Origin of the sequence: Pseudoruegeria sp. SHC-113 (assembly GCF_025376885.1) — a bacterium.
In the GTDB taxonomy this organism is placed as follows: Bacteria; Pseudomonadota; Alphaproteobacteria; order Rhodobacterales; family Rhodobacteraceae; genus Pseudoruegeria.
In genome coordinates, this window is record NZ_JAHUBR010000001.1 from 1,531,293 (window position 1) to 1,545,911 (window position 14,619).

The following is a 14,619-nucleotide window of genomic DNA, read 5'->3' on the forward strand; positions in this document are numbered from 1 at the left end:
GCGGTTCTCAAACGCTGATGGCAAACGGGGACAGGCGATGGATTTCACGACGCAGATGTATTTCGGTGGGCAGCTTTGCGCAGGCGAAGGCGGGGTGGATGTGATCAACCCGGCCACCGAGGGGCTTGTGGCGCGCGTCGCGGCAGCGGGCTACGGGGATGTAGAGCGCGCCCTTAAGGCGGCGCGGGCAGCGGCGCCGGGCTGGGCGGCCACATCGGTGGCCGAGCGCCAGCGCTGGATGCACAAGCTGCGCGAGGCCGTGCTGGCCAATGAAGAGCATCTGCGCCTCTGTATCCACCACGAGATGGGCAAGCCCTGGGGGGGGACGCAGGAGGATTTCGACCTGCTGGAGCGCGCGCTGCGCTTCTACGCCGAGGAAATCCAGCGCGTACAGGATGAAACCCTGCGCGACTTGGAGGGCACCCATGATCACCGCATCGTCTATGAACCCGTCGGGGTGGCGGTGGCCTATCTGGCGTGGAACTTCCCGCTGCTCAATCTGGCCTATAAGATTGCCCCGGCGATGGCTGCCGGTGTGCCCATCGTGATCCGCCCCTCCGCCGCCACGCCGCTCTCGGCCTATGCGGTGGGGCGGCTCTGCCACGAGATCGGCCTGCCGCCCGGCGTGGTGAACATCCTCACGACCGACGGCTATGGCCCTTCGGATGCGCTGGCGGCCTCGACCATCCCGAACCTCATCACGCTGATCGGCTCCACCGCCACGGGCAAACACCTGATGAAGGTGGGGGCGACCTCGATCAAGAGGTTCTCCATGGAACTGGGCGGCAACGCGCCGGTGCTGGTGTTCAACGACGCTGATCTGGATCTCGCCGCCGAGATCGTGACCACGGTGAAATTCAACAATGCCGGCCAGATCTGCGTGACGCCCAATCGGGTCTTCGTGGAGCGCGGCGTCTATGCGGCCTTCCGCGACAAGGTGGTGGCGCGGGCGAAGGCGGCGAAGGTCGGCTTTGACCGCCACGCCGACATTCTGACAGGGCCGATGATCGACGGCCGCGCCTGGGGACGCGTGAAGGGGTTGATCGACGATGCCATCGCGAAGGGCGCCACCTGCCTTGCCGGGGGCGACCGCCCCGAAGGCTTTGAGACAGGCCATTTCCTTGCCCCCACCGTGCTTGATGGCGTGACGGAGGACATGGCGATTTACCAGAACGAGATCTTCGGCCCCGTTGTCAGCCTGATCCCCTTTGAGGATCGCGGCATGCTGCTTGATCGCGCCAATGACGGTGAGGAAGGCGGGCTTGCCTCCTATGTCTTCACCGCCGATCTGGCGCTGGCCGAGGCGATGGCGCGGGGGCTGCGCTGTGGCGAGGTGCAAATCAACGGGGTGAAATACGATATTCACCTGCCGCACGGCGGTATCGGGCAATCCGGCATCGGGCATGATTGCTCGCGGCTGGCGCTGAACGATTACCTCGTCGTCAAACGCATCTCGCGCGCGCTGTCGGCAGGAGAAGCGGCATGAAGATCACCCGTATCACCAGCCATGTTCTACACTGCGACATGCCCGAGGAACTGGGCTATTCGCAGCAGTATTACGCCAAACGCACCGCCCATATCGTGGAGGTGGAGACCGACGCGGGCCTCACCGGCTGGGGCGAGTGTTTCGGCCCCGGCACCGTCGCGGTCGCCAACAAGTGCATTGTCGAGAAGGTCATCCAGCCGTTGATCCTTGGCATGGACGCGCTGGATCGCGACGTGATTTGGCACCGCGTCTACAACCTTTTGCGCGATCACGGCCAGAAAGGCATGCCGCTGCAGGCGCTCTCGGGCGTGGACATCGCCCTGTGGGACATCGCCGGCAAGGCCGCCGGGCTGCCGGTGCACAAACTGATCGGCGGGGCGCATCGCAGTGAGGTGCGCGCCTATGGCTATGGCATGATGCTCAAGCGCGAAAGCCTTGCCGATCACGTGGCGCGCTTCGAAGACGAGGCCGCTGCGATCAAGGGCATGGGTTTTGCCGCCACCAAGATGAAGATCGGCCTTGGCCCGAAGGAGGACGCCAAGCTGATCGAAGCCGTGCGCCGGGGCGTGGGGGATGACTTCGATTTCATGGCCGACGCCAACCACGCCTATAACACTGCTGACGCCTTCTACGTGGGCCGGGTGCTGGAGGAAGCCGGCGCTTTCTGGTTCGAAGAGCCTGTCGCGCCCGAGGATCTGGACGGCTACCGCGAGCTGCGCGCCGGGCTGAAGGTCAATATTTCAGGCGGCGAGGCGGAGTTCAGCCGCTGGGGCTGGCGCGCGCTGCTGGAATCGCGTGGGCTCGACATCGCCCAGCCCGAGGTCTGCGCGCTGGGCGGGATCACCGAATACCTGCGCGTTCTGGCCCTGTGCCACGCCCATTTTACCCCGGTGTTCAACCATGTCTGGGGTTCGGCCATTGCCGTGGCCACCAACCTGCAGCTGCTCGCTGCCATGCCGCCCTTGCCCGGCGGGCTGTTTCCACGCGCGCCCTGGCTGGAGTTTGACACCACCGAGAACCGTTTCCGCGATCACCTGCTCACCGAGCCTCTGGACATTCAAGGGCAGGTGGCGCGCAACGGTGGTCTGATCGCCGTGCCGCAGGGCCCCGGTCTTGGCGTGGAGCCGGACCGGGACTTCCTGAAAACCTACGCGATGGACGCCTGAGCGGCGCAACGGGGACGACAGCGATGATTGCATGTGTGGCCGTGGATTGGGGCACCTCCAGCTTTCGCCTCTGGGCCTTGTCGGCCGCCGGGGAGGTGCTGGCGGAGCGGCGCTCGGCAGAGGGCATGGGCCGTCTTGCGCCCGAGGATTTCGCGCCGGTGCTGGAGGCGCATCTCGCCGCGCTCTCGGTGCTGCGCGAGGTGCCGGTGCTGATCTGCGGCATGGCCGGGGCCGCCGCGGGCTGGCGCAACGTGCCCTATTTGCCCGCGCCGTGCCTGCTGACGTCCATCGCGGGGGGCGCTGTTCAGGTGGGGCAGGGCGGGCGCGACATCCGCATCCTGCCCGGCGTGGCGCAGCATGATGTCCGCCGCCCGGACGTGATGCGTGGCGAGGAAACGCTGCTGCTGGGGCTGCTGCAGGGCGACCACCCACCGGCTGCGCGGCTGTGCTGCCTGCCGGGCACCCATTCCAAATGGGCGCGGATCGAACATGGCTGCTTGACCGGCTTCTCCACCTATATGACGGGCGAGCTCTTCGCCCGGCTCACTGAGGGCGGCACCTTGGCGGGGTTCATGCAGGCCGGGATCTTTGTGCCTGAAGCTTTCGAGGCAGGCCTGCGCGCGGCGCTAGAGGAGCCTGCGGCACTCACCCGTGCCCTGTTCGGCCTGCGTGCGGGCGCGCTGCTGGCCCCTGACCGCGCGCCGGAAGCCGCCTCGCGCCTCTCGGGCCTCTTGATCGGGCAGGAAATCGCGGGCCTTGGCACAACGCCGAAAGCGCCCGTCGCGCTCGTGGCCTCGGGCCTGATGGCGGAGCGCTACCAGCGGGCCTTTGCCATTGCCGGGCTGCCCTACAGGCTGTGTGATGCCGATCCACTGGCCCGCGCCGGTTTGCTGGCGGCGGCACGTGCGATCTGGCCCGCGCTCAGCCGCCCCCGGATGGCGGTCTGATCCCCATCATAGCATCCTGAAAGAGCAGGCCGGGCTGGCCCAGTGCGCCCGGCCTGCGATCCCCGCGCGCGGGCGGGCTAGTGCCAGCCGACGCGCGGGGCGACCGGGATCATGTCGTCGGGGCGGGCGTGGATCATCGACATATGCGCGGCGCGCACATCGGCATGGGTGGGATCGTCGAAAAGGTTCTCCATCTCGTCCGGGTCCGCCTGCATGTCGTACAACTCGCCGGTGTCGGTCAGCAGATCCACCGTCATCCGGTAGCGCGCGCTGCGCACGGTGCGCATGTCCAGATCGACGGCGGAGCGCAGGGCGTCCACCTCATATTCCGACAGCGCGTACTCGCGGCTTTCGCGCCCCTCCCATAGCCCGCGCCACGAGCGCCCGTGGTTGGCGGCCGTCTCCACCTGCGCGAGATCGGCGCAGGTGGCGAGGATGTCGACGGTGTTTACCGGATCGGTGATCACCTGACCGGCCGCAACGCCCGGCCCCATGATCATGCAGGGCACACGTAGAAGCCCGTCATACATCATCGGCCCCTTCAGTAGCAGCCCGTGATCGCCCAGCCATTCGCCGTGGTCGGAGGTGAAGATCACCACCGTATTCTCAAGCTCGCCCGAGGCCTCCAGCGCGGCAAGGATGCGGCCGATCTGGTGATCCACCGCCGAAATCATGCCGAAATAAATCGCCGTGAGATCGCGCAGCGCGGCCTCGGTCAGATCGCCCTTCTGCCCCCAGTCGATGCCGCCGGCGTTGTGCTCGGAGCCCTGTTTGATCGGCTTGGCGCGATCCTCCACGAAGGCGCGGTGCCACCACGGGCGGCGCTCCAGATCCAGCGTGGGGTGTTTGGCGATGGTGACATCTTCGCCGGAATACGTATCGCACCAGGGCTTGGGCGACAGGAAGGGCGGGTGCGGATCGGGGAAGGAGACCCAGGCCATGAAGGGCCTATCGGTGTCGCGGGTTTCCAGCATCTCCACCGTGCGGTCGCTGATCCAGGGAGAGGAGTGCCATTCCTCCTCCAGCGCGGAGCGCCAGGCCTGAAAATGGGCGGTGTCGGGCGCAAGGCGCTCTTTGGCCTTGTCCCAGCGGGCGCGGCCCTGGCCATCCTGATCGAGCCAGTTTTCGTAATGCAGCGTCTCGGGCGCGTCGTACCATTGGGTGTGGTGATGGGGGCGCAGCATCATCTGCACATCCTCAAACCCCATGTAGCTGCCGCGCCAGCTCTCCGGGTAGTCCTTGGCGCTCTTGTAGCATTCGGGCCGCCCGGTGGGCTCGAAGGTCTGCTGGCTGGAGAGATGCGCTTTGCCGATGAAATGGGTCGCGTAGCCCGCCTTGGCAAAGGTGCCGCCCAGCCCCTGCGCGCCGAGCGCTTCGTCCAGATCGCGGCCATTGTCGCGCACGCCTTGGCTGTAGGGCAGCTTGCCGGTGAGGATCGAGGCCCGCGCCGCCTGACACATCGGATGCGGCGTGATGCAGGTGGCGAAGCGCACGCCTTCTGCCGCGATTCGGTCCATATGGGGCGTGCGCACGCCGCGCCCCTCCGGCCCGATACAGTCTCCGCGCTGCTGGTCGGTGGTGATTAATAGTATGTTTGGGCGGCGCATCGGCGAGTTTCCTTCTGAAAATACAGGGTTCATTGGCTACTTGAGGCTCTTCATCCCTCAAAGATCATATTTTAATGTACAATACAAAAAAATAATGTACGATTTAGCCATCACTGGAGGAGCTTACTTATGACACGAAACTTTCTGACCGCGACGGCGCTTTTCGCGCTCATGGCCGGGGCGGCCCCGGCGGATACCGTGCTGGACGTGGTGGCCTGGAAGGGCGGCGAGGCGCAGCCGGCGGGCCTGCCGGAGCTGATCGCCGCTTTTGAGGCGGAGAACCCGGGCATCACGGTCGATCTGACCTATGTGGCCCGCAAGGACGTGGACAAGGTGATCCCGCCGCGCCTGCAATCGGGCAACCCGCCCGACGTGACGATGGTCGACAGCTCGCTCGTGCAGCTCTGGGGTGGTGCGGGCTTCCTGTCGGATCTTGGCACCGACAGCGAATGGTACAAGCAGATGCTGCCGGCCGTGCGCGACGTGATGGCCTCGGGCGATGAAATGCAGGTGCTGCCGCTGGAAGTCATCGGCATGGGCAATTTCGTCAATATGGATCTGCTGGCCAAGGCCGGGATCGAAAAGGCCCCCGTCACCATTGACGAGCTGAAGGCCGCCTGTGGCGCACTTGCGGATGCGGGCATCGCGCCGATGATTTTTGCTGGGGGATTCCCGGCCATGCTGTTTGTCGGTGCGAACGGGCTGGATCCCAAGGGGATCTCGGCTGCAGACTATGGCTCCGGCGCGCGCAGCTTCGTGGAGGATGCGAATTTCAACGCCTCGCTCGACATGGTCCGCGATCTGGTGGCGGCCAAGTGTTTCGATCCCAAGCTGCAGGCCGGGCTGGACCCCTGGGCAACCGCGCCGCAGGAATTCCGCTCCGGCAACGTGGCGATCCTGCCGCAGGGGGCCTGGAACATCGAAAGCTTCTCCTCCGTGGAAGGGCTGAACTACCAGTTCGCCCCGATGCCCTCGGCCTTCACCGAGCACGGGCTGGCGCTGGACCTGATCGGCCCCGGCTGGTCCATCCCGCGCGATGCTGAAAACAAGGAAGCGGCGCGCAAATGGGTGGATTTCTTCGCTCGGCCCGAGAACCTTGCCGTCTTCCTTGAAGCCGAGGGGGCCTACAGCCCCTTCAGGGGGCAAGAGAGCGTGATGCCCGCGCTGGCCGCGCCCTACACGGCGGCGCGCGATGCCGAGAGCCTGATCCTCTGGCCCTTCTCCACGCTGGAATTCCCCAAGCCCCTGCAGGGCGAGTGGGAAGACAGCATCACCGGCTTCCTTCTGAACATCGACGCCCCCAACGCAGATACGTTGAAGCGTTGGGACGATGTGGTCGAAGATAACCTCTGACACCTCTCCCGTGGGCTCGGCGGAGCGATCCGCCGGGCCCGAATTCTTCTGACGAGGCCCGCCATGAAGACGCGCAACTCCCTTTACATCTTCACGATCCCCGCGCTGGCCGTGCTGGGGCTCTTCTTCGTGCACCCGGTGATCCTGACCTTCGACATGAGCCTGACAAGCTTCAAGGGCATCGGCGAGGCCAAGCCCGTGGGCTGGAAGAACTACGAGCGGATTTTCACCCGCGACCGCTACATGGACGAGATCTGGCTGACGCTCTGGTACACGGTGATCGTGGTGACAGCGCTCAACATCACGGGGCTGTTCTTTGCCGCCATGCTGCACCGGCTGCCCCTGATCCGCAATTTCGCCCGCGCCGCGCTCTACACGCCTGCGATGATGTCTTTCGTGGTGGTGGGCTATGTCTGGCAGTTTCTCTATTCGCCGATCAATGGCGGCATCAACGTCGCCTTGCGCGATCTGGGGCTCGGGTTTCTGGAGCAGAACTGGCTCGGCGATCCGGCGCTGGCGCTCTATTCGGTGGCCTTCACTCAGATCTGGATGTTCACCGGCTTCACCTGCGCCATCTTCCTGGCGGGCTTCGCCGGCATCCCCGAAGAAATCGGCGAGGCCGGGCGGCTGGAGGGCGCAAGCTCTTGGCAGCGCTTCCGCTACCTCGAGCTGCCGCTGCTGGGCCCGTCGATCACGGTGTCGGTGATCCTCACCACCATCGGCACGCTGAAAACCTTTGAACTGCCCTTCATCCTCACCAAGGGCGGCCCCGACGGCGCGACGCGGCTTCTGTCGATCGAGATCATCGACAACCTCTTTGGCCAGTATAAATTCGGCTTCGCCTCGGCGCTGTCCATCGTGATGCTGATCATCGTGCTCTTCGTGGCCTTCATCCAGAACAAGATCCTCAGAGACAGGGAGGCCGTGGAATGAGCGCCGCCGAAACCTTTTCCCGTGCCACTGGCCACCGGCTCGATCTGGCCCTGATCCGCAAACGCAGCCGCTCGGTGCTGGCCCATGGCTTCGTGCTGGCGCTGGTGGCGATCATGCTGCTGCCGCTCTTCTACATGGTCATGATGTCCTTCAAGACAGCCACCGAGATCAGCCAGAACCCGCTCGGCCTGCCGCAATCGCTCTACTGGGGCAACTACATGGAGGCGCTGTCCTCCATGGGCTACGTGCGCTCGGTTCTGAACTCGCTCTTCATCACGGTTTCGGTGATCCTTGTCGTGGTTTTTGCCGGGGCCATGGCGGCCTATCCGCTGGCCCGCATCAAGAACCGCGCTTCCAAGCTGATCGTCATGGTGATGGCGCTGGGGCTGGCGACGCCGAATTTCGTCACCATCACGCCGATCTACGTGATCTTCCGCGATCTGGGCCTTTTGGACAGCTACCTCGGGATCGTGCTGGCCTTCGCCGCGCTGAAACTGCCGCTGGCCGTCTTCTTCTACACCGGCTTCATCGCCGCCATTCCGATGGATCTGGAGGAGGCCGCGCGGCTGGACAATTGCTCTAGCTGGCAGGTCTTCTGGTACGTGATCCGCCCGCTTCTGGCGCCTGTCACGGCGACGCTGTCGCTCTTCGTGATGATCATGGTCTGGAACGATTTCATCTACCCGCTGCTGCTGCTCACCGACAAGGACAAGCTCACCGTGATGATCGCCGTTTATAAATTCGTGGGCAACACCGGCATCGAGCCCACCAAACTCTTCCCCGCCGCCGTGCTCGGCTCGCTGCCGCTCTTGCTGATGTTTGCCATCTTCCAGCGCAAGATCATGGCCGGGGCCACTGCGGGAGCCGTAAAATGACCCTTTCCGGGAAGCATATCATCGTCACCGGGGCCGGGGCCGGGATCGGGCTTGGCATCGCCCGGCAGGTGCGGGCAGCAGGCGCGCAGGTGTCGGCCTTCGATCTGCGCTCTGAGGGCGCGGGTAGGCTGGCTGAAATCGGTGCGGAATTCACGCAGGTGGACGTGGCCGATGGCGACGCCTTCGAGGCCGCGATCCTCGCCGCCCATGCCCGCGCGGGCCGTCTGGACGGGATCGTCAACAACGCCGGTGTCACGATCAAGGTGCCTTTCCTTGAGATGAGCCGCGCCCAGATGGAGACGCTCTGGACGGTCAATCAGCGCTCCGTTCTCATCGGCAGCCAGGTGGCCGGGCGGCTCATGGTGGCGCAGGGGCAGGGGGGCGCGATCGTCAACATCGCCTCCAACCACGCCCGCTGTACCAATCCGGGGCACGAGGGCTACGCGGGCACCAAGGGGGCCATCGTGGCGATGACGCGGGCGATGGCCTGGTCGCTCGGGCCCCATGGCATAAGGGCCAACACGTTAAGCCCCGGCATGACCCAGACCGAGATCGTCATCGAGGCGATGAAGGATCCCGCCAACGCGGCGAACTTCCGCTCCTGGGGGGCGGACAACGAGGTGAACACGGTGGAAGAGATCGGCAATGCGGCGGTGTTCCTGCTCTCGCCCGCCTCTTCGGCGCTGAACGGCGCGGATCTTGTGGCCGACCGGGCCATGTCGGCGCTGCTGGGCGTCAAGGATACGAGAAAATAGCACAATGGCAGAGTTGAACCTGAACGGCGTCGTGAAACAATACGGCGCGACGCAAGTCATCCATGGCGTGGACCTTGGCATCGAGGATGGCGATTTCTGCGTCTTCGTCGGCCCTTCGGGCTGCGGGAAATCCACGCTGCTGCGCATGATCGCGGGGCTGGAGGAAACCAGCGATGGCCGTATCTCCATCGGCGGGCGCGAGGTCACCCATGAGGATCCGGCCAAGCGCGGCGTTGCGATGGTGTTCCAGACCTATGCGCTCTACCCGCATATGACGGTGCGCGAGAACATGAGCTTCGGCCTGAAGATCGGCGGCGAAGACAAGGCCGAGATCCGCCGCAAGGTGGATGCCGCTGCGAAGATCCTGAAGCTCGATGCCTATATGGACCGCAAACCCAAGGCGCTTTCGGGCGGCCAGCGGCAGCGGGTGGCCATCGGCCGCGCCATCGTGCGCCAGCCCGATGTCTTCCTCTTCGATGAGCCGCTGTCCAACCTCGATGCGGAACTGCGGGTGGAAATGCGGGTGGAAATCGCGCGCCTGCACAAGCAACTGGGCGCAACGATGATCTACGTGACCCACGATCAGGTGGAGGCCATGACGATGGCCGACAAGATCGTGGTGCTGCGCGACGGCCGTATCGAGCAGGCGGGCGCGCCCGTCACGCTCTATGAGGATCCCGACAACCTCTTCGTGGCCGGCTTCATCGGCTCGCCCCGGATGAATTTCTTTGAGGGCACCGTGCGGGCCTCTGGTGCGGGGACTTTTGTGACGCTGCCGCGCCTTGGTGGCATCGAGGTGCCGGTCTCCGTTGCCAAGCCGCTCACGGAAACGCAGGCCGTCACGCTGGGGCTCAGGCCTGAGCATTTCGAGCCCGAAGGCCCGGTGCAGGCGGAGGTGATGATCGAGGTGATCGAGAACCTTGGCGGGGTGTCTTACGCCTATACGGCGGTCGAGGACGGCGCGGCGCCGATCATTGTCGAGCTGCGCGGCAAGGGGCGGCCCCGCGCCTCTGGCGCGCTGACGGTGGGCTTTGATCCTTCTGCTGCGCTGCTGTTTGACACCGCCAGCGGGCAGCGCATCCGCTAGGGGAGGTCGCGCGGGGCTACAGGGTGCAAAAAATGTATGATCCCAGTGGTTTCGAGGGCGGAAATCTGACATATTACCGGAAGGTTTGACGGAAAGATGAACGGATTTTCAATGCCAAAGACGGGCCCCATCGCGGTTGGCGCTTCCGAGCAGGGTGAGCGCACCCCTACAGAGTCCATCTACGAGCAGATCCGGCACGATATTCTTGCCGGAACGCTCAAGGCCAATGAGAGGCTGAAGATCTCGGAACTGGCCAAGCGGCACAATTCCTCCACCAATCCCGTGCGCGAGGCGTTGCAGCAGCTGCGCGGCGAGGGGCTGGTGCTCTTTGCCCAGAACCAGGGCGCGCGCGTGCGGGCGATCGACATGGACTACGTGCGCGATGTGGCCGAGGTCGGCTACCTGCTGGAGCCCTACCTGATGGAGCTCTTCGTGGAAACCGCCAGCGCCGAGGACATCGCCGAGCTGGACAGGATCCAGTCCGAGATCGAGGCGCTGAACTTTGCCGACAAGGTCCGCCACACCGCGCTCAACAACGCCTTTCACGAAACGATGTATGCGCGCCATTACAACCGCGTGGCCTTTGACGCCTGGAAGCAGCACCGCGAGATCATGGGCGCGATCAGCACGCGCATTCCCATCGCGCTGGGCCGGCAGGAGGCGATCCTGCGTGAGCACCGCGCCATCATCGACGCCGCCGCGCGGCAGGATGTGGCGGGCGCGCAGGAAGCGCTGCGCCGCCATATCGGCGATGCCGGGCGGCATCTCGTGAACCAGTTGCGGGTGGAGCAATCGCGCGAGCCGCGCAGCCATGGCTGAAGGGTGTTGCCCGCCGGGGACAGGGGGCTCTGTCGCGCCTGCCATTGCCACCGCCCAGCCGGTCGACGCGTCCATCCACCACCAGCGCAACTGCGCCCCCGTGCCCGGCGGGCGCGCGCAGCTTGGCACGCGCGATCCCGTCATTCCCGGCGATTGCGAAGGTCCGCCGCAGGTTCGCAAGATCCCCGCGCTCTGGTGGGGGAAGGGCGCGATCAGCGTGGCCCAGTTTGCGCGTTTCGTGGCGGCCACGGGCCATGTGACACTGGCCGAGCGGCTGGGGTGGTCCTTCGTGTTTCACACCCATGTGCCCGGCGGCGCGGCGGGCACGCTGGGCGTGGCCGGGCTTGAGTGGTGGCGGCGCATCGACGGCGCGACATGGGCGCGCCCTTGCGGCCCGCAAGGGGCCGAGGCCGCCGGTGATCTGCCCGCCACCCATATTGCCTGGGAGGATGCGCGCGCCTTTGCCGCCTGGGCGGGCGGGCGCTTGCCGCGTGAAATCGAGTGGGAACACGCCGCGCGCGGCGGGCTGGGCGATGTGCGCTTTCCCTGGGGCGATGCGCCGCCTGATGACACCGCCCATTTCCCCTGCAACATCTGGCAGGGCGATTTTCCCCACCAGAACACCGCCGCCGACGGCCATGACGGCCCGGCCCCCGTGCTCGCCTTCGCGCCCAATGGCTACGGGTTGCACCAGATGGTGGGCAATGTCTGGGAATGGACGGCCGAGCCCTTCCGCCTGCGCTCCCTGTCGCGCAGCGCCAAACCCGCCAATGCCGCCGCCGCGCGCGCCGGGCAGAAGCTGCTGAAGGGCGGCTCGTTCCTGTGCCACGAGAGCTATTGCTACCGCTACCGCATCCCGGCGCGCACCGGCAACACGCCCGACAGTACCTCCGCCCACACTGGTTTTCGCGTGGTCTATGACAGCCCGCCGGCCTAAGGCCCCAGCCTGCGTCGGGCTGGAAAACGCCCGGCTCGTCCTGCGGCTCGTTCCGGAGGCGGGCGCGCGGGTGGTGTCGCTCGTGGATCGCCGCAGCGTGCGGGAGTGGATCGTGCCCGGCCCGCTGCCCAAGGGGTTGGGGCCGCGCGCGCGGTTTCTGGATCACGCCAGCGGCTGGGATGAATGCTTCCCTTCTGTTGCCGCCTGCCGCCATCCCGCATGGGGCGGGGCCCTGCGCGATCACGGGGTGCTCTGGGCGCGTCCGTGGCGGCTGGAGCGGCGCACGCCGGGGCGTCTGGTGCTGGCTTTTGAGGGCGCGGGCGTCACCTTCCGCCGTAGTGTGATCCTGCGCGAACGGGGGCTTTTGCTGCGCTATGATATTGAAAACACGTCAAAAACATCGCGGCCTTGGCTCTGGAGCCAGCATTGCCTTCTGGCCTGTGCGCCGGGGGATCGGCTGATCACGCGCGGGCTTGGGCCTTGGCGCACGGCAGAAGGGCAACCTGTAAGCCCTTCCGCTGTCGATCCGGTGCGCGGGCCTGAGGCTGCGGTGGCGGGCAAGCTTTTCGCAGCCGTGCGAGGCCGGGCCGAGGCAGAGCTGCGCGGCCCCGACGGCGGGGGCTTGCGCTTTTCATGGCACGCGGCCTCGGCCCCCCATGCCGGGCTCTGGTACAGCTACGGCGGCTGGCCAACAGACGCCCCGCTCTATCAACTCGCGATCGAGCCGACAACGCTGGCGGCAAACGCTCTGCCGGGGGCGGGCGCGGCGCGGCTTGCGCCGGGCGCAACGCATCGGTTCGAGGTGGAGCTCACCCTTACGCAAGCGGGCTAAGGGGCCAGTTTGCCGAAGTAACAGGCAGCCCGGGGGCCGGTGCTTTGAGGTAGAATAACCCGCCGTCCGGCCCTGCCGTTTCCAGCCCGATCCGGGCGGAGGTGATGAACAGCGTCTGCAGGTCTGGCCCGCCGAAGCACAGGCTGGTGGGGCGCTTCACGGGCAGGGGATAGCGGGCCAGAACAGCGCCATCCGGTGCAAGCCGCTCAACCCGCGCGCCATCCCAGAAGGCCACCCAGATCGCGCCTTCCGCATCCACGCAGAGGCCGTCGGGCTTTCCCTGCTCCGGCGCATATTGCGCCAGCACCTGCGGGGCGCTGGCCATGCCTGTTGGGGCATCATATGCGAGCTTAAGGATCACACCGGCGGCGCTGTCCACCACGTAGAGCCGCGCGCCATCGGGGGCATGGGCGATGCCATTGGCCACGGTGAGCCCGCCGTGCAGGCGGCGCGGGCCGCTTTGCCCGTAAAGGTACAGCGCCCCCGTTGCCGCTTTGGCCCCTTCGCTCATGGTGCCGGCGAGCAGGCGGCCCGCAGGGTCGGTGGTGCAATCGTTCAGACGGTTGCCCGCAAGGCCGGGTTCGGGGCTGTGCAGGAAGGTGAGCGCGCCTGTCTCGGCGCAGAAGCGGAAGAGCCCGCTCTTCAGCGCCACCAGCGGGCGGGCGCTGCAGGAGGTACAGACCACGGCGCTGATCAGCTCCGGCATCTGCCAGATCTCCCACAGGCCGGTTTCGGGGTGCCGCCGGTGCAGACGGTGGGCGGCGATGTCCACCCACCACAGCCGCTGCGTGGCCATGTCCCACGCGGGGCTTTCGCCACAGAGCGCCTGTGCATCGCAGAGCAGGCGGGGAGCGGAAAGGGGAGCTGTCATTTGGCCTCGCGCAGTCGGGTGCGCAAGGATTAAAAGATATTATCTTTGATGTGAAGCCCTGTCAGACTCCAGTCAGCGCCCGCCCGACGCGCCCTGCGCCGCAAGCCCCTGCGTGAGCCGGGCGGCGGCGTCCTCCAGATGCGTCTGCATATGGGCCCGCGCCGCCGTGGCATCCTGCGCGACGATGGCATCGGCGATGGATTTATGCAGCGGCACGGATTTCAGATTGCGCGCCTCGTCGGGGTTGGTGATGCGGATCGACAGCATCAACCCGGTGAAGATCGCGCTCTCCAACGCATCGAGGTAGGGGTTGTTGGCCGCCCGCAGCACGGCAATGTGGAAGGTGGCATCGGCCAGCACGTATTTGCTGTTCTCCCCGGCGTGTTCGGAAAGCCGCTCGCTCGCGGCCACGATGGCGGCCAGCTGCGTGTCGCTGCGGCGGGTGGCGGCGTGGAAGGCGGCGTCGGGCTCGATGGATTGGCGCAGCTCCATCAGGCTCTGCAGCCGCGCGCCGTCGATCTGGATGGACTGGTGCCACATCAGCACGTCGCGATCCAGCATCTGCCAGTTGCGCACGTCCTGCACCCGCGTGCCCACGCGCTGCCGCACTTCCAGCAGGCCCTTGGACACCAAGAGCTTTACCCCTTCGCGCACCACCGTGCGGCTGACGTCGAACTCCTCGCAGAGCGCGTTTTCATCGGGCAGCAGCTGCCCCGGCGCCAGTGACCCCGACAGGATCCGCTCGCCGATATCGCGGGCAAGCTGCCCCGCAAGCGAGCGGCTGAACGCCGAACTGCGCGACAGCAGAAGATCGGTATCGGACGGGGGCATGGTGGACTCCTGTGTTTCCCGAAATAATAATATATTTTTCAGCCTGCGCAATCGGCTTTCATGGATTTCTTCCGCTTGAGGGCTTCCATTCATCCCAATAAAGATATTATGTTTGTTAAA

At 65.9% G+C, this 14,619-nt stretch carries 14 protein-coding genes; 11 read left to right on the top strand and 3 right to left on the bottom strand.

Going from position 1 to position 14,619, the window contains the following annotated elements:
- Nucleotides 1–37: 37 nt before the first annotated feature.
- Genes KVX96_RS07600 through KVX96_RS07610 form a run of 3 tightly spaced genes read left to right on the top strand, consistent with a single transcriptional unit; the run spans nt 38 to nt 3,599 of the window.
- Entirely contained in the window at nt 38–1,486 is a 1,449-nt protein-coding gene (locus KVX96_RS07600; protein ID WP_261193750.1) for an aldehyde dehydrogenase family protein, read from the top strand.
- Entirely contained in the window at nt 1,483–2,652 is a 1,170-nt protein-coding gene (locus KVX96_RS07605) for a mandelate racemase/muconate lactonizing enzyme family protein (RefSeq protein ID WP_261193751.1), read from the top strand. The genes KVX96_RS07600 and KVX96_RS07605 overlap by 4 nt, the downstream gene beginning before the upstream one ends.
- Before the next feature lie 23 nt (nt 2,653–2,675).
- Complete coding sequence (locus tag KVX96_RS07610; RefSeq protein ID WP_261193752.1) at nt 2,676–3,599, top strand: 2-dehydro-3-deoxygalactonokinase; 924 nt, start codon at nt 2,676–2,678, stop codon at nt 3,597–3,599.
- Between the two features lie 77 nt (nt 3,600–3,676).
- Here the strand turns inward: KVX96_RS07610 and KVX96_RS07615 are convergent, their stop codons facing one another.
- Nucleotides 3,677–5,206, bottom strand: coding sequence for a sulfatase (locus tag KVX96_RS07615; RefSeq protein WP_261193754.1), 1,530 nt, complete (start codon nt 5,204–5,206; stop codon nt 3,677–3,679).
- 129 nt (nt 5,207–5,335) lie between these two features.
- On the opposite strand from KVX96_RS07615, the gene KVX96_RS07620 reads away from it, so the two are divergent.
- From KVX96_RS07620 to KVX96_RS07655, 8 genes are all read left to right on the top strand, one after another.
- Nucleotides 5,336–6,559, top strand: a complete 1,224-nt coding sequence (locus KVX96_RS07620) for an ABC transporter substrate-binding protein (RefSeq protein ID WP_261193755.1) — start codon at nt 5,336–5,338, stop codon at nt 6,557–6,559.
- A gap of 63 nt (nt 6,560–6,622) precedes the next feature.
- Nucleotides 6,623–7,492, top strand: a complete 870-nt coding sequence (locus tag KVX96_RS07625; RefSeq protein WP_261193756.1) for a carbohydrate ABC transporter permease — start codon at nt 6,623–6,625, stop codon at nt 7,490–7,492.
- Nucleotides 7,489–8,367 carry a carbohydrate ABC transporter permease gene (locus KVX96_RS07630; protein WP_261193757.1) on the top strand — a complete coding sequence of 293 codons (879 nt, stop codon included), beginning with the start codon at nt 7,489–7,491 and terminating at the stop codon, nt 8,365–8,367. The genes KVX96_RS07625 and KVX96_RS07630 overlap by 4 nt, the downstream gene beginning before the upstream one ends.
- Nucleotides 8,364–9,122: an SDR family NAD(P)-dependent oxidoreductase gene (locus KVX96_RS07635; RefSeq protein WP_261193758.1), complete on the top strand. Its 759-nt coding sequence runs from the start codon at nt 8,364–8,366 to the stop codon at nt 9,120–9,122. Before KVX96_RS07630 ends, KVX96_RS07635 begins: the two co-directional genes overlap by 4 nt.
- A 4-nt stretch (nt 9,123–9,126) precedes the next feature.
- Nucleotides 9,127–10,209 carry an ABC transporter ATP-binding protein gene (locus KVX96_RS07640; RefSeq protein ID WP_261193759.1) on the top strand — a complete coding sequence of 361 codons (1,083 nt, stop codon included), beginning with the start codon at nt 9,127–9,129 and terminating at the stop codon, nt 10,207–10,209.
- Between the two features lie 96 nt (nt 10,210–10,305).
- Entirely contained in the window at nt 10,306–11,028 is a 723-nt protein-coding gene (locus KVX96_RS07645) for a GntR family transcriptional regulator (protein ID WP_261193760.1), read from the top strand.
- Nucleotides 11,021–11,965 carry a formylglycine-generating enzyme family protein gene (locus KVX96_RS07650; protein ID WP_261193761.1) on the top strand — a complete coding sequence of 315 codons (945 nt, stop codon included), beginning with the start codon at nt 11,021–11,023 and terminating at the stop codon, nt 11,963–11,965. The genes KVX96_RS07645 and KVX96_RS07650 overlap by 8 nt, the downstream gene beginning before the upstream one ends.
- Nucleotides 11,946–12,797, top strand: coding sequence for a hypothetical protein (locus KVX96_RS07655; protein ID WP_261193762.1), 852 nt, complete (start codon nt 11,946–11,948; stop codon nt 12,795–12,797). The genes KVX96_RS07650 and KVX96_RS07655 overlap by 20 nt, the downstream gene beginning before the upstream one ends.
- Here KVX96_RS07655 and KVX96_RS07660 read toward each other — a convergent pair.
- Nucleotides 12,781–13,668, bottom strand: a complete 888-nt coding sequence (locus KVX96_RS07660; RefSeq protein ID WP_261193763.1) for an SMP-30/gluconolactonase/LRE family protein — start codon at nt 13,666–13,668, stop codon at nt 12,781–12,783. The two genes, KVX96_RS07655 and KVX96_RS07660, sit on opposite strands and share 17 nt — an antisense overlap.
- A gap of 72 nt (nt 13,669–13,740) precedes the next feature.
- Nucleotides 13,741–14,499, bottom strand: a complete 759-nt coding sequence (locus KVX96_RS07665) for a FadR/GntR family transcriptional regulator (protein ID WP_261193764.1) — start codon at nt 14,497–14,499, stop codon at nt 13,741–13,743.
- Between the last annotated feature and the right edge of the window lie 120 nt (nt 14,500–14,619).

What these genes read in the sequence shown, in the direction of transcription:
- KVX96_RS07605 (WP_261193751.1), top strand. Translation starts at nt 1,483, where the DNA reads ATGAAGATCACCCGTATCACCAGCCATGTTCTACACTGCGACATGCCC.
- KVX96_RS07665 (WP_261193764.1), bottom strand. Translation starts at nt 14,499, where the DNA reads ATGCCCCCGTCCGATACCGATCTTCTGCTGTCGCGCAGTTCGGCGTTC.
- KVX96_RS07615 (WP_261193754.1), bottom strand. Translation starts at nt 5,206, where the DNA reads ATGCGCCGCCCAAACATACTATTAATCACCACCGACCAGCAGCGCGGA.
- KVX96_RS07655 (WP_261193762.1), top strand. Translation starts at nt 11,946, where the DNA reads ATGACAGCCCGCCGGCCTAAGGCCCCAGCCTGCGTCGGGCTGGAAAAC.
- KVX96_RS07620 (WP_261193755.1), top strand. Translation starts at nt 5,336, where the DNA reads ATGACACGAAACTTTCTGACCGCGACGGCGCTTTTCGCGCTCATGGCC.
- KVX96_RS07610 (WP_261193752.1), top strand. Translation starts at nt 2,676, where the DNA reads ATGATTGCATGTGTGGCCGTGGATTGGGGCACCTCCAGCTTTCGCCTC.
- KVX96_RS07625 (WP_261193756.1), top strand. Translation starts at nt 6,623, where the DNA reads ATGAAGACGCGCAACTCCCTTTACATCTTCACGATCCCCGCGCTGGCC.
- KVX96_RS07600 (WP_261193750.1), top strand. Translation starts at nt 38, where the DNA reads ATGGATTTCACGACGCAGATGTATTTCGGTGGGCAGCTTTGCGCAGGC.
- KVX96_RS07650 (WP_261193761.1), top strand. Translation starts at nt 11,021, where the DNA reads ATGGCTGAAGGGTGTTGCCCGCCGGGGACAGGGGGCTCTGTCGCGCCT.
- KVX96_RS07635 (WP_261193758.1), top strand. Translation starts at nt 8,364, where the DNA reads ATGACCCTTTCCGGGAAGCATATCATCGTCACCGGGGCCGGGGCCGGG.
- KVX96_RS07645 (WP_261193760.1), top strand. Translation starts at nt 10,306, where the DNA reads ATGAACGGATTTTCAATGCCAAAGACGGGCCCCATCGCGGTTGGCGCT.
- KVX96_RS07660 (WP_261193763.1), bottom strand. Translation starts at nt 13,668, where the DNA reads ATGACAGCTCCCCTTTCCGCTCCCCGCCTGCTCTGCGATGCACAGGCG.
- KVX96_RS07640 (WP_261193759.1), top strand. Translation starts at nt 9,127, where the DNA reads ATGGCAGAGTTGAACCTGAACGGCGTCGTGAAACAATACGGCGCGACG.
- KVX96_RS07630 (WP_261193757.1), top strand. Translation starts at nt 7,489, where the DNA reads ATGAGCGCCGCCGAAACCTTTTCCCGTGCCACTGGCCACCGGCTCGAT.